General features: G+C 58.5%; 35 protein-coding genes and 1 pseudogene. 31 read left to right on the top strand and 5 right to left on the bottom strand.

The features are described from left to right. From ACTIEN_RS20365 to rplP, 11 genes are all read left to right on the top strand, one after another. Positions 1–115 (top strand): hypothetical protein (locus ACTIEN_RS20365; RefSeq protein ID WP_439524982.1); only part of this gene is annotated, 115 nt, incomplete at its 5' end. Between the two features lie 118 nt (positions 116–233). After that, the gene (rpsJ, locus tag ACTIEN_RS20360; protein ID WP_188483786.1) at positions 234–542 is read left to right on the top strand and encodes a 30S ribosomal protein S10; all 309 of its coding nucleotides are present in this window, start codon (positions 234–236) and stop codon (positions 540–542) included. A 12-nt stretch (positions 543–554) separates the two neighbouring features. Further along, positions 555–1,397 carry a 50S ribosomal protein L3 gene (gene rplC, locus ACTIEN_RS20355; RefSeq protein WP_439524981.1) on the top strand — a complete coding sequence of 281 codons (843 nt, stop codon included), beginning with the start codon at positions 555–557 and terminating at the stop codon, positions 1,395–1,397. Beyond that, positions 1,394–2,011 (top strand): 50S ribosomal protein L4, encoded by a 618-nt coding sequence (gene rplD, locus ACTIEN_RS20350; protein WP_439524980.1) that lies wholly within the window; start codon positions 1,394–1,396, stop codon positions 2,009–2,011. The genes rplC and rplD overlap by 4 nt, the downstream gene beginning before the upstream one ends. Next, positions 2,008–2,304: a 50S ribosomal protein L23 gene (locus ACTIEN_RS20345; RefSeq protein ID WP_439524979.1), complete on the top strand. Its 297-nt coding sequence runs from the start codon at positions 2,008–2,010 to the stop codon at positions 2,302–2,304. Before rplD ends, ACTIEN_RS20345 begins: the two co-directional genes overlap by 4 nt. A gap of 128 nt (positions 2,305–2,432) precedes the next feature. Further along, entirely contained in the window at positions 2,433–3,068 is a 636-nt protein-coding gene (locus tag ACTIEN_RS20340) for a hypothetical protein (RefSeq protein WP_439524978.1), read from the top strand. A gap of 410 nt (positions 3,069–3,478) precedes the next feature. Beyond that, positions 3,479–4,321: a 50S ribosomal protein L2 gene (rplB, locus tag ACTIEN_RS20335; RefSeq protein ID WP_439524977.1), complete on the top strand. Its 843-nt coding sequence runs from the start codon at positions 3,479–3,481 to the stop codon at positions 4,319–4,321. Positions 4,322–4,324: 3 nt separating this feature from the next. Beyond that, the gene (gene rpsS, locus ACTIEN_RS20330) at positions 4,325–4,603 is read left to right on the top strand and encodes a 30S ribosomal protein S19 (RefSeq protein ID WP_439524976.1); all 279 of its coding nucleotides are present in this window, start codon (positions 4,325–4,327) and stop codon (positions 4,601–4,603) included. Between the two features lie 3 nt (positions 4,604–4,606). Then, positions 4,607–4,987 (top strand): 50S ribosomal protein L22, encoded by a 381-nt coding sequence (gene rplV / locus ACTIEN_RS20325; RefSeq protein WP_439524975.1) that lies wholly within the window; start codon positions 4,607–4,609, stop codon positions 4,985–4,987. Then, the gene (gene rpsC, locus ACTIEN_RS20320; RefSeq protein ID WP_439524974.1) at positions 4,987–5,694 is read left to right on the top strand and encodes a 30S ribosomal protein S3; all 708 of its coding nucleotides are present in this window, start codon (positions 4,987–4,989) and stop codon (positions 5,692–5,694) included. The genes rplV and rpsC overlap by 1 nt, the downstream gene beginning before the upstream one ends. Before the next feature lie 13 nt (positions 5,695–5,707). Continuing rightward, positions 5,708–6,121, top strand: coding sequence for a 50S ribosomal protein L16 (gene rplP / locus ACTIEN_RS20315; RefSeq protein WP_439524973.1), 414 nt, complete (start codon positions 5,708–5,710; stop codon positions 6,119–6,121). 75 nt (positions 6,122–6,196) lie between these two features. Here rplP and ACTIEN_RS20310 read toward each other — a convergent pair whose 3' ends face one another. The 4 genes from ACTIEN_RS20310 to ACTIEN_RS20295 all read right to left on the bottom strand — a co-directional run bounded on the left by ACTIEN_RS20310 (position 6,197) and on the right by ACTIEN_RS20295 (position 8,225). Next, positions 6,197–6,487 (bottom strand): CcdB family protein, encoded by a 291-nt coding sequence (locus ACTIEN_RS20310; RefSeq protein ID WP_439524972.1) that lies wholly within the window; start codon positions 6,485–6,487, stop codon positions 6,197–6,199. Further along, the gene (locus ACTIEN_RS20305; protein WP_439524971.1) at positions 6,475–6,729 is read right to left on the bottom strand and encodes a type II toxin-antitoxin system CcdA family antitoxin; all 255 of its coding nucleotides are present in this window, start codon (positions 6,727–6,729) and stop codon (positions 6,475–6,477) included. The genes ACTIEN_RS20310 and ACTIEN_RS20305 overlap by 13 nt, the downstream gene beginning before the upstream one ends. 273 nt (positions 6,730–7,002) lie before the next feature. After that, on the bottom strand, positions 7,003–7,623 hold the full coding sequence (locus ACTIEN_RS20300) for a 2OG-Fe(II) oxygenase family protein (protein WP_439524970.1): 621 nt from the start codon (positions 7,621–7,623) through the stop codon (positions 7,003–7,005). Positions 7,624–7,802: 179 nt separating this feature from the next. Next, positions 7,803–8,225 carry a DUF4168 domain-containing protein gene (locus tag ACTIEN_RS20295; protein WP_439524969.1) on the bottom strand — a complete coding sequence of 141 codons (423 nt, stop codon included), beginning with the start codon at positions 8,223–8,225 and terminating at the stop codon, positions 7,803–7,805. A 327-nt stretch (positions 8,226–8,552) separates the two neighbouring features. Here ACTIEN_RS20295 and rpmC point away from each other — a divergent pair, with 327 nt between their 5' ends. The 20 genes from rpmC (at position 8,553) to rplQ (ending at position 19,519) form a co-directional block, all read left to right on the top strand. After that, positions 8,553–8,759, top strand: a complete 207-nt coding sequence (rpmC, locus tag ACTIEN_RS20290; RefSeq protein ID WP_439524968.1) for a 50S ribosomal protein L29 — start codon at positions 8,553–8,555, stop codon at positions 8,757–8,759. 15 nt (positions 8,760–8,774) lie between these two features. Continuing rightward, a complete protein-coding gene (gene rpsQ, locus ACTIEN_RS20285; RefSeq protein WP_439524967.1) occupies positions 8,775–9,005 on the top strand; it encodes a 30S ribosomal protein S17 in 231 nt (76 codons plus the stop codon). Positions 9,006–9,083: 78 nt separating this feature from the next. After that, on the top strand, positions 9,084–9,452 hold the full coding sequence (gene rplN, locus ACTIEN_RS20280) for a 50S ribosomal protein L14 (protein ID WP_007427594.1): 369 nt from the start codon (positions 9,084–9,086) through the stop codon (positions 9,450–9,452). Further along, complete coding sequence (rplX, locus tag ACTIEN_RS20275) at positions 9,452–9,763, top strand: 50S ribosomal protein L24 (protein ID WP_439524966.1); 312 nt, start codon at positions 9,452–9,454, stop codon at positions 9,761–9,763. Before rplN ends, rplX begins: the two co-directional genes overlap by 1 nt. Then, positions 9,756–10,316, top strand: a complete 561-nt coding sequence (gene rplE, locus ACTIEN_RS20270) for a 50S ribosomal protein L5 (protein ID WP_439524965.1) — start codon at positions 9,756–9,758, stop codon at positions 10,314–10,316. The genes rplX and rplE overlap by 8 nt, the downstream gene beginning before the upstream one ends. A 13-nt stretch (positions 10,317–10,329) precedes the next feature. Then, positions 10,330–10,635 carry a 30S ribosomal protein S14 gene (rpsN, locus tag ACTIEN_RS20265; protein ID WP_439524964.1) on the top strand — a complete coding sequence of 102 codons (306 nt, stop codon included), beginning with the start codon at positions 10,330–10,332 and terminating at the stop codon, positions 10,633–10,635. A gap of 12 nt (positions 10,636–10,647) precedes the next feature. Next, positions 10,648–11,040 carry a 30S ribosomal protein S8 gene (rpsH, locus tag ACTIEN_RS20260; RefSeq protein ID WP_439524963.1) on the top strand — a complete coding sequence of 131 codons (393 nt, stop codon included), beginning with the start codon at positions 10,648–10,650 and terminating at the stop codon, positions 11,038–11,040. Between the two features lie 12 nt (positions 11,041–11,052). After that, positions 11,053–11,586, top strand: a complete 534-nt coding sequence (gene rplF / locus ACTIEN_RS20255) for a 50S ribosomal protein L6 (RefSeq protein ID WP_439524962.1) — start codon at positions 11,053–11,055, stop codon at positions 11,584–11,586. Between the two features lie 12 nt (positions 11,587–11,598). Next, positions 11,599–11,952, top strand: coding sequence for a 50S ribosomal protein L18 (gene rplR, locus ACTIEN_RS20250; RefSeq protein ID WP_439524961.1), 354 nt, complete (start codon positions 11,599–11,601; stop codon positions 11,950–11,952). 170 nt (positions 11,953–12,122) lie between these two features. Next, positions 12,123–12,707 (top strand): 30S ribosomal protein S5, encoded by a 585-nt coding sequence (gene rpsE / locus ACTIEN_RS20245; RefSeq protein WP_439524960.1) that lies wholly within the window; start codon positions 12,123–12,125, stop codon positions 12,705–12,707. Between the two features lie 5 nt (positions 12,708–12,712). Continuing rightward, complete coding sequence (rpmD, locus tag ACTIEN_RS20240; protein ID WP_347200333.1) at positions 12,713–12,901, top strand: 50S ribosomal protein L30; 189 nt, start codon at positions 12,713–12,715, stop codon at positions 12,899–12,901. A 202-nt stretch (positions 12,902–13,103) separates the two neighbouring features. Then, the gene (locus tag ACTIEN_RS20235) at positions 13,104–13,874 is read left to right on the top strand and encodes an MBL fold metallo-hydrolase (protein WP_439524959.1); all 771 of its coding nucleotides are present in this window, start codon (positions 13,104–13,106) and stop codon (positions 13,872–13,874) included. A gap of 273 nt (positions 13,875–14,147) precedes the next feature. Then, a complete protein-coding gene (gene rplO / locus ACTIEN_RS20230) occupies positions 14,148–14,621 on the top strand; it encodes a 50S ribosomal protein L15 (RefSeq protein WP_439524958.1) in 474 nt (157 codons plus the stop codon). A gap of 104 nt (positions 14,622–14,725) precedes the next feature. Beyond that, positions 14,726–16,090: a preprotein translocase subunit SecY gene (gene secY / locus ACTIEN_RS20225; RefSeq protein WP_439524957.1), complete on the top strand. Its 1,365-nt coding sequence runs from the start codon at positions 14,726–14,728 to the stop codon at positions 16,088–16,090. Then, positions 16,087–16,665, top strand: coding sequence for an adenylate kinase (locus ACTIEN_RS20220; protein ID WP_439524956.1), 579 nt, complete (start codon positions 16,087–16,089; stop codon positions 16,663–16,665). Before secY ends, ACTIEN_RS20220 begins: the two co-directional genes overlap by 4 nt. 27 nt (positions 16,666–16,692) lie before the next feature. Beyond that, the gene (locus tag ACTIEN_RS20215) at positions 16,693–16,875 is read left to right on the top strand and encodes a hypothetical protein (protein ID WP_439524955.1); all 183 of its coding nucleotides are present in this window, start codon (positions 16,693–16,695) and stop codon (positions 16,873–16,875) included. Positions 16,876–17,063: 188 nt separating this feature from the next. Continuing rightward, positions 17,064–17,432: a 30S ribosomal protein S13 gene (gene rpsM, locus ACTIEN_RS20210; RefSeq protein WP_439524954.1), complete on the top strand. Its 369-nt coding sequence runs from the start codon at positions 17,064–17,066 to the stop codon at positions 17,430–17,432. Between the two features lie 15 nt (positions 17,433–17,447). After that, complete coding sequence (gene rpsK, locus ACTIEN_RS20205) at positions 17,448–17,840, top strand: 30S ribosomal protein S11 (protein ID WP_439524953.1); 393 nt, start codon at positions 17,448–17,450, stop codon at positions 17,838–17,840. Positions 17,841–17,955: 115 nt separating this feature from the next. Next, a complete protein-coding gene (locus ACTIEN_RS20200; RefSeq protein WP_439524952.1) occupies positions 17,956–18,972 on the top strand; it encodes a DNA-directed RNA polymerase subunit alpha in 1,017 nt (338 codons plus the stop codon). Between the two features lie 124 nt (positions 18,973–19,096). Next, positions 19,097–19,519, top strand: coding sequence for a 50S ribosomal protein L17 (rplQ, locus tag ACTIEN_RS20195; protein ID WP_439524951.1), 423 nt, complete (start codon positions 19,097–19,099; stop codon positions 19,517–19,519). A 263-nt stretch (positions 19,520–19,782) separates the two neighbouring features. Here rplQ and ACTIEN_RS20190 read toward each other — a convergent pair. Beyond that, positions 19,783–20,049 (bottom strand): annotated as a pseudogene (locus ACTIEN_RS20190) (IS630 family transposase); the annotation flags it as partial.

Genomic DNA, 20,049 nt, shown 5'->3' with positions numbered 1-20,049 from the left:
CAAGTTCGAGGTCGAGCTGATCGCCCCGATCGCGATGGAAGACGGCCTGCGCTTCGCCATCCGCGAAGGTGGCCGCACCGTCGGTTCCGGCGTCGTGTCCAAAATCGTCGCGTAAGCGGCGGGTTTCTGAATTGCGCGGGACGGCGTTGCGCCGTCCCGTATTCGGTTCGATGAAGCGGCAGGGTGGTCCTGTGTCTTCCTCTCAACCGCAACGCCAATAAAGGCTAAGACCAATGCAAAGCCAAAATATTCGCATTCGGCTCAAGGCGTTTGATTATCGTGTGCTCGACGCGTCGACACAGGAAATCGTAAACACCGCCAAGCGGACGGGCGCCACAGTGCGCGGCCCGATCCCGCTGCCGAACAAGATCGAGAAGTTCACCGTTCTGCGTGGTCCGCACGTCAACAAGAAGTCGCGTGACCAGTGGGAAATCCGGACTCACAAGCGTCTGCTCGACATTGTTGACCCGACCCCGCAAACCGTTGATGCGCTCATGAAGCTCGACCTCGCCGCCGGCGTTGATGTCGAGATCAAGGTATAAGGAGAGTATCCCATGATGCGCTCTGGTATCATCGCGAAGAAGGTCGGCATGACCCGCCTCTTCATGGAAGACGGAAAGCAGATTCCCGTGACTGTCCTCCAACTCGACAATCTTCAGGTGGTCGCTCAGCGCACGCCTGACCAACACGGCTATTCGGCGGTTCAGCTGGGCACCGGTTCAATCAAGGCAAAGCGCGTCTCCAAGGCGATGCGCGGGCATTTCTCTGCCGCCAATGTCGAACCCAAGCGTAAAGTGGCTGAATTCCGCGTCGCCCCCGAGAACCTGATCAATGTGGGTGAAGAGATCACCGCTGACCATTACTTCGAAGGTCAGTTCGTGGATGTCTCCGGCACGTCGATCGGTAAAGGTTTTGCCGGTGCCATGAAGCGTCACAACTTCGGTGGTCTTCGTGCCTCGCACGGTGTGTCGATTTCGCACCGTTCGCACGGCTCCACCGGTCAGTGTCAGGATCCCGGCAAGGTCTTCAAAGGCAAGAAGATGGCTGGACACATGGGCGCTGTCAAAGTGACCACTCAGAACCTTCAGGTTGTGAAGACCGACGCAGAGCGTGGGATCATCATGATCAAGGGCGCCGTTCCCGGCTCCAAAGGGGGCTGGGTCACGGTCAAGGACGCCATGAAGAAGCCGACGCCGGACAACATCATTCTGCCTGCCGCGTTGCGTTCGGCTGGTGAAGAAGCCAAGCGTCTTGCCGAGGAAGCCGCCGCTCAGGCCGCAGCTGAAGAAGCCGCCGCAGCAGAAGCTGCAGCAGCAGAGGCAGCCGCAGCTGAAGAAGCCGCCCTGAAAGAAGCCGAGGCTGACATTCAGGCTGATAAGAAGGAAGGCGACGAATGAAACTCGACGTGATCAAACTGGACGGCGGAACTGCCGGGTCGGTCGAGCTGACGGACGAGATCTTTGCTCTCGATCCGCGCGCCGACATTCTGCACCGCGTTGTTCGCTGGCAGCGCAACAAGGCGATGCAGGGAACCCACAAGGTGAAAACCCGGTCCGAAGTCAGCTACTCGACCAAGAAGATCTATCGCCAGAAGGGCACCGGCGGCGCACGCCACGGCGCGCGGTCTGCTCCGATCTTTCGCGGTGGTGGTATCTACAAGGGCCCGACACCGCGCAGCCACGCGCATGACCTTCCCAAGAAGGTGCGCAAGCTGGGCCTCATGCATGCGCTCTCCGCCAAGATGAAGGACGGATCGCTTGTCGTCATCGAGAACATCGAATCCGATGGCAAGACGTCTTCCCTGGCCAAGCAGGTCAAGAACCTGGGCTGGAAGCGCGCGCTGATCATCGACGGGGCAGAGGTGAACGAAAACTTCATCCGCGCCGCAGCCAACATCGACGGTCTCGATGTTCTGCCGTCGATGGGGGCAAACGTCTATGACATCCTCAAGCGTGACACGCTCGTGCTCACGAAGGCGGGTGTCGAAGCACTGGAGGCTCGTCTGAAATGAGCGCGAAAGCTGAACATTACGATGTGATCCGCAAGCCGATCATCACCGAGAAAACCACGATGGCGTCCGAGAACGGCGCGGTTGTGTTCGAAGTGGCGATCGACGCGGCCAAGCCGCAGATCAAGGACGCCGTCGAGGCGCTCTTTGGTGTGAAGGTCAAGGCGGTCAACACGACGATCACCAAAGGCAAGACCAAGCGTTTCCGCGGGACCATGGGCCGCCGGAAAGACGTGAAGAAAGCCTATGTGACGTTGCTCGAGGGCAACACCATCGACGTGACCACGGGTCTGTGATCGGGTTGGGCTTAGGCCTGGTTTGAGAGAATGAGAAAGCCCCTCGCCAGTGATGGTGGGGGGCTTTTTTGACGCTCATAATTATCAAATAGCCATAAAGGTTTGAAGAACGGAAGTAGGAGAGTGAATTGAATTGGGCAAGCCAATTGAAGGAGATCATCGACTTTAGCGCGAAGGCCGTTTGGTTGGTTTTTTCGGCTTTGGTTGTCGCTTTATTGGTTGTGCACTATTGGCCAGCACTCTTTGTCGGACTTCCAAACTGGACGCTTCCGGTAATTCGCCTATCCGCCGTTCTCTTCGGTGTATTATCGTTTGCGTCCGTACTTCCGATCGCTTGGGGGATAGCAAAAGGTTTTTTTGCCGTGGTAGCCGCTCCATTAAGGCGAAGGAACACGCGGCAGAAATTGCTAGCGCTGGATTTTTTTGAAGTAGTGGTCTTGGTGAAAGCGCTCGAAGAACAGGACCGTGTGTTATGGGTAAACGCCGATTCCGGCACGATAATCGGATTAGAGGATAAAGGTTTGATCAAGCGCCGCTTCTTTGGTGTGATCAGAAATGATGGGAGCAGCAGTTTTGAGATACCAAAGGACACGTGGAAAATTCTTCTAGCGAGCGAAGAGTTTCAAGTCGAAGATCGACAAGCGTGGCAAAGGCTTAAGAACGGTGATCTGAGTGCCCAATCGATTTCCCGGGCTCTACCCAAGTCGCATCCCGCAATTTCAGCCGCGATGGACGATCTTCAAAGTGAATCAAAAGGTGAGTAAATCACTCTACGTTTGCCTGGCGGAAGTCCATTTTCTTCTTTCCGTCTTGCCAGAGTCGAAATAGTGGACCACCCCTCGGCCATGGCGGTGCGTGTGAACATGCACCCTACGGCCCGTTTGCCGACGTCATCCTCGGGCTTGCCCCGAGGATCTGATTGTCGAGAGGTCCTCGGGGCAAGCCCGAGGATGACGGTGTATTAACGCACGACCAAGGTGCACTAATTCAATCCACAGCGCTTGACGCCATGCGCCACACCGCCTAGGAACACCCAACCGCGCAGCCCCGGATTCGTCCGGGGCTTCGTTGTTGCGCTAATCGGGCACCTACGGGGGCCTATACCATGGCGGATGCGTCCGCCCAAACATAGCGGGTCGTCAAAGACCTGCACTGCTAACGGAAGACAGAAAGCATGGCACTCAAGTCGTATAAGCCGACGACGCCGGGCCAGCGCGGGCTGGTGCTGATCGACCGTTCGGAGCTGTGGAAAGGCCGTCCGGTCAAATCCCTTACTGAGGGTTTGACCAAATCGGGTGGCCGGAACAACACCGGACGTATCACATCCCGTCGTCGCGGTGGTGGGGCGAAACGCCTCTACCGGATCGTTGATTTCAAGCGGAACAAGTATGACGTGGGCGCGACCGTCGCGCGTATCGAATATGACCCCAACCGCACCGCCTTTATCGCGCTCGTCCAGTATGACGATGGCGAACAGGCCTATATCCTTGCCCCGCAGCGACTCGCCATCGGCGACCGCGTGGTTGCGTCGCAGAAAGCCGACGTAAAGCCGGGCAACGCGATGCCGTTCTCGGGCATGCCCATCGGGACAATCGTTCACAACATCGAACTGAAGCCCGGCAAGGGTGGCCAGATCGCACGCGCCGCAGGCACCTACGCCCAGTTTGTGGGTCGTGATGGCGGCTACGCTCAGATCCGTCTGAGCTCGGGCGAACTGCGTCTGGTCCGTCAGGAATGCATGGCCACCGTTGGTGCCGTGTCCAACCCCGACAACAGCAACCAGAACTTCGGTAAAGCCGGTCGTATGCGCCATTATGGCAAGCGTCCGTCGGTCCGTGGTGTCGTTATGAACCCGATCGACCACCCGCACGGCGGTGGTGAAGGCCGGACCTCTGGTGGTCGTCACCCGGTGACACCGTGGGGCAAGCCGACCAAGGGCAAGCGCACTCGCAACAAAAACAAGGCGTCGCAGAAGCTGATCATCCGCTCGCGTCACGCCAAGAAGAAGGGGCGGTAAACCATGTCGCGCTCTGTATGGAAGGGCCCGTTCGTCGATGCCTATGTCTTGAAAAAGGCAGAAGCGTCGCGTGAATCCGGCCGCAAAGAAGTCATCAAGATCTGGTCGCGCCGCTCGACGATCCTGCCCCAGTTCGTGGGTCTGACGTTTGGCGTCTACAATGGCCAGAAGCATATCCCTGTGAACGTCAGCGAAGACATGATCGGTCAGAAGTTCGGTGAATATTCGCCGACACGGACCTACTACGGTCACGCAGCTGACAAAAAAGCGAAGCGGAAGTAAGTCATGGGCAAGGAAAAGAACCCCCGCCGCGTGGCTGACAACGAAGCCATGGCGAAGCTGCGGATGCTGCGCACCAGCCCGCAGAAACTCAACCTTGTCGCCGGTTTGATCCGCGGCAAGAAAGTGGATCGTGCGTTGACCGATCTGACCTTCTCCAAGAAGCGGATCGCGGCAGATGTGAAGAAGTGTCTTCAATCCGCGATTGCAAACGCCGAAAACAACCACGGTCTTGACGTCGACGAACTGGTCGTCGCCGAAGCCTATGTTGGCAAGAACCTTGTCATGAAGCGTGGCCGTCCGCGGGCACGTGGCCGGTTCGGCAAGATCATGAAGCCGTTTTCGGAGATCACCATCAAGGTGCGTCAAGTTGAGGAGCAGGCCTAATGGGTAACAAAACCAATCCGATCGGCATGCGTCTTCAGGTCAACCGCACCTGGGACAGCCGCTGGTACGCAGACAGCAAGGACTACGGTGACCTGCTTCTTGAAGATATCGCCATCCGTGCGTTTATCGAAAAAGAGTGCAAGCAGGCGGGTGTGGCCCGCGTGATCATCGAGCGTCCGCACAAGAAGTGCCGCGTCACCATTCACACCGCACGCCCCGGCGTCATCATCGGCAAGAAAGGCGCGGACATCGAGACGCTCCGCAAGAAGCTGGCCGCGATGACCGACAGTGAGCTGCACCTCAACATCGTTGAAGTGCGCAAGCCGGAACTTGACGCGCAGCTGGTTGGCGAAAGCATCGCCCAGCAGCTCGAGCGTCGTGTCTCCTTCCGTCGTGCCATGAAGCGCGCCGTGCAGAACGCCATGCGTATGGGTGCCCTGGGCATCCGTGTGAACGTGGCGGGTCGTCTTGGCGGTGCCGAGATTGCGCGGACAGAATGGTATCGTGAAGGTCGTGTGCCGCTGCACACCCTGCGCGCGGATATCGACTATGCCAACGTCGAGGCACTCACTGCCTACGGCATCATCGGGATCAAGGTCTGGATCTTCAAAGGCGAGATCATGGATCACGATCCTTCAGCGCGTGACCGCAAGGCACAGGAACTCCAGGACGGTCCGGCCCCACGTGGCGCTGGCGGCCGTCGTTAAGGGGGAATGACAGATGCTTCAACCAAAGCGTACAAAATTCCGTAAGATGTTCAAAGGCCGGATCAAGGGCGACGCCAAAGGCGGGTCTGATCTGAACTTTGGCACTTTCGGCCTCAAGGCGCTTCAGCCTGAGCGTGTGACAGCACGTCAGATCGAAGCGGCCCGTCGTGCCATGACGCGTCATATGAAACGTCAGGGCCGTGTCTGGATCCGGATTTTCCCGGATACACCCGTGACATCCAAGCCGACCGAAGTCCGTATGGGTAAAGGTAAAGGCTCCGTGGATTTCTGGGCAGCCAAGGTCAAGCCGGGCCGTGTGATGTTCGAAATCGACGGCGTCGGTGAAGACATTGCCCGCGAGGCGCTCCGTCTGGCGGCGATGAAACTGCCGATCAAGACACGGGTTGTGGTTCGCGAGGACTGGTAAGCGGTTCGGTGCGTGCAAGCACGCACCCTACGAGATTGGAAGCCCCCGGCGTGAAAGCGCCGGGGGTTTTTCGTTTCAGACGCCGGACATGAGAACGTCTACTGCGCGTGTGATTTCATCTCGTTGGCTCTTTGCCGATCCAACAAGTCTTAGACTCGCCCGTCTCACCGAAGCGATCATCCGCGTCGCCAAAACATACTGATTTTGCTGAAAGTGTATTGTCGGATTCAGTTTGGACACCGCCGGGTATTCACGGATCAAGGGGATCACGACGATTGCCGTGTCTGGCGGCAGAAGGTCGCTTTCGACGACGACCATGAACTGGTTGCCAAAGCTGACGATGTCATACGTGGCTATCGCTTCCACGTCTCGCTCGCAAAGCCGACCATGATGTCAGCCAAGGGGTGGCCGTGTATATCATGCCATTCGGACTGCGCTTCGAAGGCCGCGGCGTTTTCTTTCAGCCAATTTTCGCGACGGGCGTCATCGACGGCTTTGGTTAAAGCCGCTTCAGCAACAGCAGACACGTTCACGCCGTACTTTCGCGCCTCGTCCAGAGCAGTTGCATCAAGCGTGAGGGACGTCTTGCGTTTCGTGGCCGTTGTCACAAACTCAACTCCTTATGGCTTATACCGCTAATATATACCGCAATCATTGTTCTTTCAAATCATCGTGTCGCTTTTTGCGTTTGATCAGGAAGAACACAGAACCGAATGTCACAATGAAGATGATGGCATACACCATGCCAGACCGAACACCGTCCGAGCACGCCAGTCCGGGACATCGATGATATGCATCGGAAAAAGCGGCAAGGGACGCTATGCCTGTCGATATCGGCACCAGTGAGAGCGCGATCGCTGAACCCAGACGAAAAGTTTGGCTCATTCCCACCGATAATTGAAACTCACCGACACGCGTTCATCTTCGGACTGGTTCATCACCACCTCGTGGCGCAGCCAGCTTTCCCAGAGCAGGACGTCGCCCACCGCCGGTTTGACATAGATGAAGTTCCGCATTTCCGCGCGCGCGTCTTTGCGGCGGGGTGGGGCGGCCATCATCATGGCGTGGCGGGGGTCTTCGAGTTTCAGGGCTGACGCGCCTTCGGGCATGGAGACATAGGTGGTGCCGGAAATCACCGAATGCGGGTGGATATGCGCGGCGTGAAACCCGCCTTCGGGCAGAATGTTGATCCAGAGATCCTCGAGCACCAGCTTGCGCCCGTCCAGATCGAAGGCCAGATCTCCGGCAAATGCGGCGACATGGGCGTCCAGTGACGTAACAAGATCGGCGAAGATCGGAAAGCGCCAGGGCAGGTCGGAAAGCGACGCGTAAGACGTGTAGCCCGGATAGGCGTTGTCCTCGCACCATTGCTGGCCCGCTTCGTCATCCTCGGCGATGGTGAAGCAGGAGGTTTCCATTTCCCCCGCGTCAATCGCCGGTGCGTGCTCGGACAGGGGCGCGTGGTAGAGGCGGGTCACGAAGAGAGAGGATATTGTGCTCATGGGGCGGTTTCTACGCCGGTCGCGCGGCTTTGGCGAGAGCCCGATTGCGGAGAAACGCATGCTTCCTGCGAAGTGGCGGGAAACATGGCAGCGCCCCTTCCAACGGGATCAGAAGGGGCGCTGTGAAGAGGTGTCCTGACAGTATTGATCCAGAGGGTGCCGGACAGTCCGGCGGCCTGTCACTCCTGCGCAGACTCTACGCGGTCGACGATGCGTTGATTCAGGGCAGCATCCTGCTGCGCCAGTTCTGCAATGGCCACATATTCATCGACGCTGATGTCGGGCGTGGCGTCGATGGTGTCGGTGATCGCGACATTGGCGACCTGGATCAATTCCCGCTGTTCGGCCTCGTCTTCGGCGGCCTGAATCTGCGGAACGTAGGTTTGACGTACCGCATCGACTTCCGCCAGGGCGACAACGAAGGCATCCAGCTTGGAGTCGCTGAATTCTGTCTGGGCAGCCTCTGGCGTGTCACTCTGAGCGAGAGCCGGGGTCACTGCGCCAAGACCAACGAGCGTTGTCGTGGCCGCCAGGGCAAAAGCGCGCGAGGTCTGGTGCAGGGCATTCTTGATCGTAAAGGTCATGTCTTCTCCATAGGTCATGCATTCCATCGAGACCTGTTCGGTCCCATGCTTTCTAGATGCGGTCCTGATGGGACTTTCGCAAATCCCTCGGCGAAAACCTGCTGGAAACTGCTGGAGCGATGGTTTGAAAAACGGTATGATTAGTCCGGCGGTCGGGCTGTATCCGGGGATGAGTGCATCGATTCCAAGCGGTCTGAAAGCTGGCCTGACCCCCTTGCGCAGTTAGGCCTTGCGTGAACCGCGCATCCGACCTATACGCGCCACTTCATCCACCTCCACCGGGAATCGGGGTGACCCACATCAATGATGGGGCCCGCCGGTGATGTTGATAGAAAGGAATGGCGCATGAACGCCAAGGAACTGAATGACAAGACGCCGGATCAACTCCGGGATGAGCTTGTTTCGCTGAAGAAAGAGGCGTTCAACCTCCGCTTTCAGCAGGCCACAAGCCAGCTTGAGAACACCGCGCGCATCCGTCAGGTGCGCCGCAACGTGGCACGCGTGCAAACCGTGCTGAACCAAAAGGCGGCTGCGGCTGCCAGCGACGCGTAAGAGGGAGCCAGACAGATGCCCAAACGTATCCTTGCCGGCACCGTGACGTCGACAGCCAACGCACAGACCGTAACCGTGTCCGTCGAGCGCCGCTTCAAGCACCCGGTTCTTCAAAAGACGATCCGGAAGTCCAAGAAATATCGCGCCCATGACGAGGCCGAGACATTCGCAGTAGGGGACGTTGTCCGCATTCAGGAATGCGCCCCCAAGTCGAAGACCAAACGTTGGGAGGTTATCGCTGAGTAAGCGATAGCCTTTCGGCATTTACGAAACCCCCGGGCCAATGCCTCGCTCTGAGCGGTCCGGGACGTCGGGAGACAAAACATGATCCAGATGCAGACCAACCTGGATGTTGCTGACAACAGCGGCGCACGCCGTGTTCAGTGCATCAAGGTTCTGGGTGGGTCCAAGCGGAAATACGCGTCGGTGGGTGACATCATCGTTGTATCCGTGAAGGAAGCCATCCCGCGCGGTCGCGTGAAAAAAGGGGACGTCCGCAAGGCCGTCGTCGTACGCACCGCCAAAGAAGTCCGTCGCGAAGACGGCACAGCCATCCGCTTTGACCGCAACGCCGCCGTGATCCTGAACAACGCAGGTGAGCCGGTCGGTACGCGTATCTTCGGACCGGTTGTGCGTGAGCTGCGCGCCAAGAACTTCATGAAAATCATCTCGCTTGCTCCGGAGGTGCTGTAATGGCTGCGAAACTCCGCAAAGGAGACAAGGTGGTTGTTCTTGCCGGTAAAGACAAAGGCAAGTCGGGCACCATCTCTTCCGTCGATCCCAAGGCCGGCAAGGCTGTGGTCGATGGTCTGAACATGGCCATCCGCCATGTGCGTCAATCCCAGACGTCACAGGGTGGCCGCACGCCGAAAGCGATGCCGATCGACCTGTCGAACCTGGCAATCGTTGATGCAAACGGCAAACCGACCCGCGTTGGCTTCAAGATCGAAGGCGACAAGAAGGTCCGTTTCGCGAAAACCACGGGGGACGTGATTGATGCTTGATACTGCAACATACACCCCGCGTCTGAAGACAATCTTCCGCGACACGATCAAGCCGGCCCTGAAGGAAGAGTTCGGATATTCGAACGACCTGATGATCCCGCGTCTTGACAAGATCGTGCTCAACATCGGGTGTGGCGCCGAAGCTGTCCGTGACAGCAAGAAAGCGAAATCCGCCGTCGAGGATCTGACCAAGATCGCTGGTCAGCAAGCCGTGACCACCAAGGCAAAGAAATCCATCGCGGGCTTCCGCGTTCGCGAGGAAATGCCACTGGGTGCCAAGGTGACGCTGCGTGGCGACCGGATGTATGATTTCCTTGACCGCCTGATCACCATCGCGATGCCCCGTATCCGGGACTTCCGTGGCGTGAAGCCGTCCTTTGACGGCCGTGGCAACTTTGCCATGGGCATGAAGGAGCACATCGTTTTCCCGGAAATCGAATTCGACAAGGTCGATGAGGTTTGGGGGATGGACATTATCATCACGACGACCGCGAAGACCGATGCGGAAGCCAAGGCGCTGTTGAAGCATTTCAACATGCCGTTCAACGCCTGAGGGGACCCGAACCATGGCGAAGAAATCAATGATCGAACGCGAAAAGAAGCGTCAGAAGCTGGTGGAGAAATATGCCGCCAAGCGTGCTGAGCTGAAAGCTATCGCAAACGATGAAGCCAAGCCGATGGAAGAGCGCTTCAAGGCGCGCCTCAAGCTGGCCAAACTGCCGCGCAACAGTTCAGCCACCCGGCTGCACAACCGTTGCCAGCTCACCGGGCGTCCGCACGCCTATTATCGTAAACTGAAGGTCAGCCGGATCGCGCTTCGCGAGCTTGCCAGCAATGGTCAAGCCCCCGGTATGGTCAAGTCGAGCTGGTAAGGAGGGCATAGTATGAACGATCCTATCGGCGATATGCTCACCCGTATCCGCAACGCTCAGATGCGCGGTAAGTCCACAACCATGACACCAGCATCCAAGCTGCGTGGCCGCGTTCTCGCGGTGATGGCGGACGAAGGCTACATTCGCGGTTACGAAGAAACCAAAGATGTAAACGGCCACCCCGCTTACGAAATCAGCCTCAAGTACTACGACGGCACCCCCGTGATCCGCGAACTCAAGCGCGTGTCCAAGCCGGGCCGTCGTGTGTATCTGGGTGTGGATGACATCCCGCAGGTCCGTCAGGGCTTGGGTGTGTCGATCGTGTCCACGTCCAAAGGCGTCATGACCGATGCAAGTGCCCGCAGCCACAATGTTGGCGGCGAAGTACTTTGCACGCTCTTCTAAGGAGGTCTGGTAATGTCTCGTATTGGTAAACAACCGGTCGAGCTGCCCGCGGGTGTCTCTGCATCCGTGTCTGGTCAGACCGTCGAAGTGAAGGGACCGAAAGGCACCCAGAGCTTCAAAGCAACCGATGATGTCACCATCACGGTAAATGATAACGTCTTGACCGTGGAGCCCCGTGGTAAATCCAAGCGTGCCCGTCAGCAGTGGGGCATGTCCCGCACAGTTGTCGCGAACATGGTTCATGGTGTGTCCAGCTCTTTCAAGAAAGAGCTGGAAATCCATGGCGTTGGTTACCGTGCTCAGCTTCAGGGCAATGTCCTGAGACTGAACCTCGGTTTGTCGCATGACGTTGATTTCCAAATTCCGGACGGTGTCTCCGTCACATGCCCCAAGCAGACCGAGATCGTGATCGAAGGTCACGACGCTCAGCTGGTGGGTCAGGTGGCAGCGAACATTCGCGACTGGCGTCGCCCAGAGCCCTACAAGGGCAAGGGCATCCGCTATAAGGGCGAATTCATCTTCCGTAAGGAAGGCAAGAAGAAGTAAGGACGCGGAAAAATGGCAAACAGTAAACGTGATCTGTTCCAGAAACGCCGTCTGCGCGTTCGGAACAAACTTCGCAAGGTCAATGCAGGGCGCGTGCGTCTGAGCGTTCACCGTTCCAACAAGAACATCAGCGTTCAGCTGATCGACGATGTGAACGGTGTGACACTGGCAGCGGCGTCGACGATGGAAAAAGAGCTTGGCGGCAAGAATGATGTCGCATCGGCCACCAAGGTTGGCGCGGCGATTGCCGAGCGGGCCAAGAAGGCCGGCATCAGCGAAGCCTATTTCGATCGTGGCGGGTTCCTTTTCCACGGTCGCGTCAAGGCTCTGGCCGACGCAGCCCGCGAAGGTGGTCTGAAGATTTGATGGGTGCGGTGCGTGCAAGCACGCACCCTACCGCTTGATCCTGTGAGGTGCGTGATGTCACGCACCTTGCTTTGCGGAAGGGCCCACCCCTTCCCGATGATCCGGGAGCACCGAAAGGCTCACCTGGATTGGACAATGGGCAAATCGCCCACAGTACAAAGGATGCCTACATGGCAGAACGTGACAACAATCGTCGGGGCAATCGCCGCGATCGTGAAGAGCAGGCACCGGAATTCGCGGATCGTCTGGTCGCAATCAACCGGGTATCCAAGACCGTAAAGGGTGGTAAGCGTTTTGGCTTCGCCGCTCTTGTGGTTGTGGGTGACCAGAAAGGCCGTGTCGGCTTTGGCAAAGGCAAGGCCAAGGAGGTCCCCGAGGCCATCCGCAAGGCGACCGAGCAAGCCAAGCGCAAGATGATCCGCGTGCCGCTGCGCGAAGGCCGCACGCTGCACCACGACATCGAAGGCCGTCATGGCGCCGGTAAAGTTGTGATGCGCACAGCCTCGCAGGGTACTGGTATCATCGCCGGTGGTCCGATGCGTGCCGTGTTCGAAATGCTGGGTGTTCAGGACGTCGTCGCCAAGTCGATCGGCTCGCAGAACCCTTACAACATGATCCGCGCGACTCTGGACGGTCTGGGCAAAGAGTCCAGCCCACGTTCCGTTGCGCAGCGTCGTGGCAAGAAAGTGGCCGACATCCTGCCCAAGCGTGAAGACGCGCCGCAGGAAAGCGCCCAAGTCGCTGAGGAGGCCTGATCGACATGGCTAAGACAATTGTAGTCAAGCAGATCGGTTCCCCGATCCGCCGCCCGGGTATCCAGCGTCAGACGCTGATCGGCCTGGGCCTGAACAAGATGCACAAGACCCGCGAACTTGAGGACACACCCGCCATCCGTGGCATGGTCCGCAAGGTGTCGCACATGGTTGAGATCATCGAAGAGCGCGGCTGAGCCAAAACGCCGGTCCATCCTTCGACGGATGGCCACATCGCTTTGATTCGATGGCTGCTGAATACTGAAAAGCCCTCCGGTTCTCCGGGGGGCTTTTCTACGTTCATGCGCAATGCCTTGTGCGCCTGCGCGCGCTCCGAAAGTGGCCGTTGCGCGCCAGCACACTAGCTATTGGGTAGCCGACACACAGAGGGAGACAGATATGACCCAGACACGACGCACATTCCTGAGCGCGGCGGCTGCCGCAGGCACAATCACCTTCCTGCCCTTCAAGGGCCGCGCCGCAGGACATATGGCAAACGAATTTGAATCTGACGTGGGGCCGTTTACGGTCCATCCCGTGGAACATGCGTCAGTGGTCCTGGAAACTCCAATCGGCACAATCTATGTCGACGCAGTGGGCGACCCCGCGCTGTACAGCGACTTTCCGGCGGCTGACATGATCCTGATCACGCACGAACATGGCGACCATTACAACGCCGAAACGCTTGCGGCGTTGATGGGCGATGACACGATGCTGCTGACCAATCCTGCGGTCTTCGACATGCTGTCGGATGATCTCAAGGCCAGGGCAACCGTGCTCGCCAATGGCGAGACATCCGAGCAGGACGGCATCAGCATCGCCGCAATTCCGGCCTACAACACGACGGAGGGGCGCGAGAACTTCCATCCGGAGGGACGCGACAACGGGTATGTGCTCGATTTCGATGGGTTTCGGATCTATCTGTCGGGCGACACCGAAGACATTCCCGAGATGCGCGCGCTTGAAAACATCGACCTGGCGTTTGTCTGCATGAACCTGCCGTTCACGATGGATGCGGAATCGGCAGCGTCGGCGGTGTCGGAATTCGCGCCGACCTATGTCTACCCCTATCACTTTCGCGGCCGCGATGGCGGCACACAGGACCCGGCAGAGTTTGCCGAAATGGTGACAGGCGATGTCGAGGTCAAAATGGGTGGCTGGTACAGTTGATATTCGTGTTTCTGCGGGACAGGTCGCGTTTCCTGTTCCGCAGGCACGTCAGTGTGGGTGAAATCCGGCGAAAGGCCATATTTATCCGACCATCGGGCATCATGTGTGATCGGGCTTGCATGTAACTTGGCACTGCACCACGGCCCCCCTTGATCGACCCGCCGCAACCCTCTATACGCCCCCGGTGGGCCTAAAGGTCCGCGACTCACAATCAAGAAAAGCCGCGTTCGTCCCACATCGCTTCGGGGGCGTTTCCGGCAAAGGAGAAGCGATATGAAACTGCATGAACTCAGCGACAATCCCGGCGCAACCAAACGCCGCAAGCGCGTTGGACGTGGACCCGGCTCTGGCATGGGTAAAATGGGTGGCCGTGGTATCAAAGGCCAGAATTCCCGTTCGGGCGTGGCGATTGCCGGCTACGAAGGCGGCCAGATGCCGCTCTACCAGCGTCTTCCCAAGCGTGGCTTCAACAAACCCAACCGCAAGGCGTTCGCCGTGGTCAACCTTGGCCTGATCCAGAAATTCGTCGATGCAGGCAAGCTTGACGCGAAGGGCACCATTGACGAGGACGCGCTTGTCGCCTCCGGTCTGGTGCGTCGCAAGCTTGACGGTATCCGGGTTCTCGCCAAGGGTGATGTCACCGCGAAACTGACCCTCGCAGTCACCGGCGCGTCGAAATCCGCTGTTGATGCGGTGGAGAAGGCTGGTGGGTCACTGACGGTCACAACCGCGCAGGCTGCCGAATAAGAGGTTGTGAGCGGCCCCGTCGCCGCTTACATAGCCTCGAGAGCTTTCCAAACGCCGCCTGAGCCGGACCGCTCATGGCGGCGTTCATCATAAAAGAGACCCGCATGGTATCAGCAGCAGAACAAATGGCCGCGAACACAAGCTGGTCTGCGCTCGGTAAAGCGACCGATCTGCGCAACCGCATCCTGTTCACGCTTGGCCTTCTGATCGTCTATCGCATCGGCACGTTTATCCCGGTTCCCGGAATTGACGGCATTGCCCTGCGCGACTTCATGGAACAGGCCCAGCAGGGCATCGGGGGCATCCTGACGATGTTCACCGGTGGTGCTCTGGGTCGGATGGGGATCTTTGCCCTTGGCATCATGCCCTACATTTCAGCCTCGATCATCGTTCAGCTGATGGCGTCCATGGTGCCAGCACTTGAGCAGTTGAAGAAAGAGGGGGATGCGGGGCGCAAGAAAATCGCGCAATACACCCGATATGGCACGGTCTTCCTTGCCACGTTCCAGGCCTATGGCCTGGCTGTAAGCCTTGAGGCGGGTGATCTTGTCACCGATCCAGGCTGGTTCTTCCGTGCGTCCTGCGTGATCACCCTCGTGGGCGGTACCATGTTCCTGATGTGGCTGGGTGAACAGATCACCGCACGCGGCGTCGGCAACGGCATCTCGCTGATCATCTTCGTCGGCATCATCGCCGAAGTGCCCGCCGCTTTGGCGCAGTTCTTTGCCTCCGGTCGCTCGGGTGCCATCAGCCCTGCGGTGATCGTGGGGGTGATCCTCATGGTCATCCTGGTGATCATGTTCGTGGTCTTCATGGAGCGGGCGCTCCGGAAGATTACCATTCAGTATCCGCGTCGCCAGATGGGCATGAAAATCGCCGAGGCGCAGAACAGCCACCTTCCGGTCAAGGTCAACCCGTCGGGCGTGATCCCGGCGATCTTTGCCAGCTCGCTTCTGCTGCTCCCAACGACGGTCAGCACCTTCAGCGGTCAGAATTCCGGCCCGGTAATGTCGACGATCCTCGCCTATTTCGGCCCGGGTCAGCCGCTTTACCTGCTGTTCTTCGGCGCGATGATTGTCTTTTTCGCCTATTTCTATACGTTCAACGTATCGTTCAAGGTCGATGACGTGGCCGACAACCTGAAGAACCAGAACGGCTTTGTGCCGGGTATCCGGCCGGGCAAAAAGACGGCAGAGTATCTGGAATACGTCGTCAACCGCGTGCTTGTTCTGGGGTCGGCCTATCTCACCGCAGTCTGTCTCTTGCCGGAAATCCTGCGTGGCCAGTTCGCCATCCCGTTCTACTTTGGCGGCACATCGGTTCTGATTGTGGTGTCGGTGACGATGGACACGATCCAACAGGTGCAGAGCCATCTGCTCGCGCATCAATACGAAGGTCTTATTCAAAAGTCGCAACTGCGCGGTAAGGGTAAGTCCAAAGGGAAAAGAAGGACGCCAGCGCGCCGATGAATATTATACTATTGGGACCGCCTGGCGCGGGAAAAGGTACACAGGCGCGCTTTCTTTGTGACGAACGGGACATGATCCAGCTTTCGACCGGGGACATGTTGCGTGAAGCCAAGGACAGTGGCACCGAAATGGGCAAGGTTGTGGCTGACGTGATGGCCCGTGGTGATCTGGTCACGGACGAGATCGTGATTGGCCTGATCCGCGAAAAGCTGGAAGGCGACAAGAAGGGCGGTTTCATCTTCGACGGCTTCCCGCGCACCCTGGCACAGGCCGATGCCTTGGCGGAATTGCTGGCCGAAGAGGGCGAGACCCTGGATCATGTCATCGAGTTGCAGGTCAATGACGACGTTCTGGTTCAACGCATCGTCGGGCGTGCCGATGAAGCCCGCGTCGCCGGGCAGCCTGTACGCGCAGACGACAACGAAGAAAGCCTCAAGGTGCGTTTGATGGCCTATTACAAGCAGACATCACCCTTGATTGGCTACTACCATGCCAAGGGGCAGCTTGCGACGGTCGATGGTCTGGGTGAGATCGACGAGGTCAAGGCAGACATTGCGAAGGTTGTGGACGCCTGAACTCCGCAAGCTCTGCGGTTAACCTCAATGACGAAAGCCGATGTGATTGGCCTCGGCAGCGTTCTGGTGTTCGCTGTGTTGGCGATCTGGATCGTGCGTGACCTGCTACACGCGGATACCTATATCGACCTATGCATGGACGAGACATCAGGTCGTTTCATTCGGGATGAAATCGAGCGAAACAGTGCCTGTGAAAACTGGTGCGACTGAGGGTTGACGCCACCGCCAATCACTCCTATCTACCGCCATCTCTTAATCGAGAATCACCATCGCATGGTGGGTCGCCCCCATCTGCGGATCACCTGATCAGCTCAAGGCCCCAAGGGTAAAACCGACGGGCCTTATGTTGTGAAAAAAGGGTCTGGAGTTACGGACCCGCAACGAAAAGGAAGATATACGTGGCACGTATTGCTGGCGTGAACATTCCCACCGGGAAACGAGTTCCAATCGCCCTCACCTACATCACCGGTATTGGCCATACCTCCGCAAGAGCGATCTGCGAGGCCGTCAACATCGACCCGACCCGTCGTGTCAACGAACTGAGCGATGCCGAAGTGCTTGCCGTTCGCGAACATATCGACGCCAACTACACCGTCGAAGGCGACCTGCGTCGCGAGACACAGATGAACATCAAGCGTCTGATGGACCTGGGCTGCTACCGCGGCCTGCGTCATCGCCGCAACCTTCCGGTGCGCGGTCAGCGGACCCACACCAACGCACGCACCCGCAAAGGCCCCGCAAAGGCCATTGCCGGCAAGAAGAAATAAGGGAGGGCTGATATCATGGCACGCGATACACGACGCGCAGGCAAGAAGAAGGTCTCCAAGAACATCGCAGCAGGCGTTGCGCATGTGAATTCTTCGTTCAACAACACCAAGATCCTGATCTCTGACGTGCAGGGCAACGCCATTTCCTGGTCGTCCGCCGGCACCATGGGTTTCAAGGGGTCGCGGAAATCCACACCCTACGCCGCCCAGTTGGCGGCCGAGGATGCGGGCCGCAAGGCGCAGGAACACGGCGTCAAGACGCTCGAAGTCGAAGTTCAGGGTCCGGGTTCGGGTCGTGAATCGGCGTTGCGCGCCCTGGCGGCTGTCGGTTTCAACATCACCTCGATCCGTGATGTGACCCCGATGGCGCACAATGGGTGCCGTCCGCCGAAGCGCCGCCGCGTCTAAGCGATACCGATTTTCAGGCATGGCTCTGTCCTTTGGCAGAGCCATGCTTTCGTCATTTTAACCTCGGGCGTTTCGGCCTTTAGGACATGGGGCAGGAACAAGAATGGAGGGACGCATGATCCACAAAAACTGGGCTGAACTGATCAAGCCGACACAGCTTGATGTCAAGCCGGGCGCTGACCCGTCGCGCATGGCGACGCTGATCGCGGAACCGCTCGAGCGGGGCTTTGGCCTGACGCTTGGCAACGCGCTGCGTCGCGTGCTGCTGTCCTCGCTTCAGGGCGCGGCCATCACCAGCGTTCAGATTGACAACGTGCTGCACGAGTTCTCAAGCGTCGCTGGCGTGCGTGAAGACGTGACAGACATCGTTCTGAACCTCAAGGGCGTAAGCCTGCGCATGGAAGTCGAAGGCCCCAAGCGCGTCTCGATCAATGCCAAGGGTCCGGGCGTCGTCACCGCCGGTGACATTTCCGAAACCAACGGCATCGAAGTGCTGAACCGCGACCATGTGATCTGCCACCTCGACGAGGGCGCGGATTTGTACATGGAGCTGACGGTCAACACCGGGAAGGGCTATGTGTCCGCCGACAAGAACAAGCCGGAAGACGCGCCCATTGGTCTTATGCCGATCGACGCGATCTATTCGCCGGTCAAGAAGGTCGCCTATGATGTGCAGCCCACCCGCGAGGGCCAGGTGCTGGACTATGACAAGCTGACCATGAAGATCGAAACCGACGGCTCCCTGACGCCCGAAGACGCGGTCGCCTACGCGGCCCGTATCGTGCAGGACCAGCTGTCGATCTTCGTCAACTTCGACGAGCCGGAATCGGCCCGCCCGCAGGACGACGACGATGGTCTCGAGTTCAACCCGCTTCTGCTCAAGAAGGTGGACGAACTGGAACTGTCCGTGCGCTCGGCGAACTGCCTGAAGAACGACAACATCGTCTATATCGGCGACCTGATCCAGAAAACCGAAGCCGAGATGCTCCGCACCCCGAACTTCGGCCGCAAGTCTTTGAACGAGATCAAGGAAGTGCTGTCCGGCATGGGTCTGCACCTTGGCATGGATGTCGAGGATTGGCCGCCAGACAACATCGAAGACCTGGCGAAAAAGCTGGAAGACAACTTTTAAGCGCGTGGCGGGGGAGTCCCCGCCATTCGCACACCGGGCATCCCGCCCCAAGGAGAGTCGCTGACACGCATCGGCGGCCGGACAAAGCAAAAACGCCCGTAGAGGGCACATTAGGAGAAGACACATGCGTCACGCACGAGGCTACCGCCGCCTGAACCGCACACATGAGCACCGCAAGGCGCTTTTTGCGAATATGGCCGGCTCGCTCATCGAACATGAGCAGATCAAGACAACCCTGCCCAAGGCGAAAGAACTGCGCCCGATCGTCGAAAAGCTGGTCACGCTGGCAAAACGCGGTGATATCCACGCCCGCCGTCAGGCGCGCGCGTCGCTCAAGCAGGACATGCACGTTGCCAAGCTGTTCGACGTGCTTGGCCCGCGTTTTGCCGAACGCAAGGGTGGCTACATCCGCATCCTGAAGGCCGGCTTCCGCTATGGTGACATGGCGCCGATGGCCATCATCGAATTCGTCGACCGCGATGTCGATGCCAAGGGTGCAGCTGACAAGGCGCGCATCGCCGAGTTCGAAGGCGCTGACGAAGATTAAGTTTCGCGCTCCTGTGGCACGATCCCAGCCCCGCCCATGTGGCGGGGCTTTTGCGTTTTGGGATACCGGTCATCCTCGGGCTTGACCCGAGGACCTCAGGTCACACAGATCCTCGGGTCAAGCCCAAGGATGACGGCGCTGTATTCTCACCAACGGCCCGTAGGGTGCGTGTTCACACGCACAGCTCGCACGCTAAGTTTCTGATACGATTTCTATACCGGCTTCCAACACTTGGTCCGCTAGTGCTCTGAGTCTGACACTTGTTACCTGTTTCCGCGGATTTCATCGAGCGCGTCCAGCGCACGGCGTTCCCGGATGAGGATATCCTCGGCGGTTTTGGTCCATTTGAAGGGCTTGGGCCTCTCGTTGTGGTGCGTCAGATAATCGTAGATTGCGGCCTCAAGATCATCGACGCTGGAATAGCTGCCGCGCCGGATTTGCTTTGAAGTGATCTCGGCGAAGAACCGTTCGACCAGGTTCAGCCAAGACGCGCTGGTGGGCGTGAAGTGGAGCTTGAAGCGCGGGTGTTT

Origin of the sequence: Marivita sp. (assembly GCF_051859345.1) — a bacterium.
Classification (GTDB): domain Bacteria; phylum Pseudomonadota; class Alphaproteobacteria; order Rhodobacterales; family Rhodobacteraceae; genus Marivita.
The sequence above is the reverse complement of the archived record's forward strand: the minus strand, read 5'-3'. Positions and strand labels throughout refer to the sequence as shown.

Coding starts and splice junctions, on each gene's coding strand:
- rpsJ (WP_188483786.1), top strand. CDS start 234: ATGCAAAGCCAAAATATTCGCATTCGGCTCAAGGCGTTTGATTATCGT.
- rplC (WP_439524981.1), top strand. CDS start 555: ATGATGCGCTCTGGTATCATCGCGAAGAAGGTCGGCATGACCCGCCTC.
- rplD (WP_439524980.1), top strand. CDS start 1,394: ATGAAACTCGACGTGATCAAACTGGACGGCGGAACTGCCGGGTCGGTC.
- ACTIEN_RS20345 (WP_439524979.1), top strand. CDS start 2,008: ATGAGCGCGAAAGCTGAACATTACGATGTGATCCGCAAGCCGATCATC.
- rplB (WP_439524977.1), top strand. CDS start 3,479: ATGGCACTCAAGTCGTATAAGCCGACGACGCCGGGCCAGCGCGGGCTG.
- rpsS (WP_439524976.1), top strand. CDS start 4,325: ATGTCGCGCTCTGTATGGAAGGGCCCGTTCGTCGATGCCTATGTCTTG.
- rplV (WP_439524975.1), top strand. CDS start 4,607: ATGGGCAAGGAAAAGAACCCCCGCCGCGTGGCTGACAACGAAGCCATG.
- rpsC (WP_439524974.1), top strand. CDS start 4,987: ATGGGTAACAAAACCAATCCGATCGGCATGCGTCTTCAGGTCAACCGC.
- rplP (WP_439524973.1), top strand. CDS start 5,708: ATGCTTCAACCAAAGCGTACAAAATTCCGTAAGATGTTCAAAGGCCGG.
- ACTIEN_RS20300 (WP_439524970.1), bottom strand. CDS start 7,623: ATGAGCACAATATCCTCTCTCTTCGTGACCCGCCTCTACCACGCGCCC.
- ACTIEN_RS20295 (WP_439524969.1), bottom strand. CDS start 8,225: ATGACCTATGGAGAAGACATGACCTTTACGATCAAGAATGCCCTGCAC.
- rpmC (WP_439524968.1), top strand. CDS start 8,553: ATGAACGCCAAGGAACTGAATGACAAGACGCCGGATCAACTCCGGGAT.
- rpsQ (WP_439524967.1), top strand. CDS start 8,775: ATGCCCAAACGTATCCTTGCCGGCACCGTGACGTCGACAGCCAACGCA.
- rplN (WP_007427594.1), top strand. CDS start 9,084: ATGATCCAGATGCAGACCAACCTGGATGTTGCTGACAACAGCGGCGCA.
- rplX (WP_439524966.1), top strand. CDS start 9,452: ATGGCTGCGAAACTCCGCAAAGGAGACAAGGTGGTTGTTCTTGCCGGT.
- rplE (WP_439524965.1), top strand. CDS start 9,756: ATGCTTGATACTGCAACATACACCCCGCGTCTGAAGACAATCTTCCGC.
- rpsN (WP_439524964.1), top strand. CDS start 10,330: ATGGCGAAGAAATCAATGATCGAACGCGAAAAGAAGCGTCAGAAGCTG.
- rpsH (WP_439524963.1), top strand. CDS start 10,648: ATGAACGATCCTATCGGCGATATGCTCACCCGTATCCGCAACGCTCAG.
- rplF (WP_439524962.1), top strand. CDS start 11,053: ATGTCTCGTATTGGTAAACAACCGGTCGAGCTGCCCGCGGGTGTCTCT.
- rplR (WP_439524961.1), top strand. CDS start 11,599: ATGGCAAACAGTAAACGTGATCTGTTCCAGAAACGCCGTCTGCGCGTT.
- rpsE (WP_439524960.1), top strand. CDS start 12,123: ATGGCAGAACGTGACAACAATCGTCGGGGCAATCGCCGCGATCGTGAA.
- rpmD (WP_347200333.1), top strand. CDS start 12,713: ATGGCTAAGACAATTGTAGTCAAGCAGATCGGTTCCCCGATCCGCCGC.
- ACTIEN_RS20235 (WP_439524959.1), top strand. CDS start 13,104: ATGACCCAGACACGACGCACATTCCTGAGCGCGGCGGCTGCCGCAGGC.
- rplO (WP_439524958.1), top strand. CDS start 14,148: ATGAAACTGCATGAACTCAGCGACAATCCCGGCGCAACCAAACGCCGC.
- secY (WP_439524957.1), top strand. CDS start 14,726: ATGGTATCAGCAGCAGAACAAATGGCCGCGAACACAAGCTGGTCTGCG.
- ACTIEN_RS20220 (WP_439524956.1), top strand. CDS start 16,087: ATGAATATTATACTATTGGGACCGCCTGGCGCGGGAAAAGGTACACAG.
- ACTIEN_RS20215 (WP_439524955.1), top strand. CDS start 16,693: ATGACGAAAGCCGATGTGATTGGCCTCGGCAGCGTTCTGGTGTTCGCT.
- rpsK (WP_439524953.1), top strand. CDS start 17,448: ATGGCACGCGATACACGACGCGCAGGCAAGAAGAAGGTCTCCAAGAAC.
- ACTIEN_RS20200 (WP_439524952.1), top strand. CDS start 17,956: ATGATCCACAAAAACTGGGCTGAACTGATCAAGCCGACACAGCTTGAT.
- rplQ (WP_439524951.1), top strand. CDS start 19,097: ATGCGTCACGCACGAGGCTACCGCCGCCTGAACCGCACACATGAGCAC.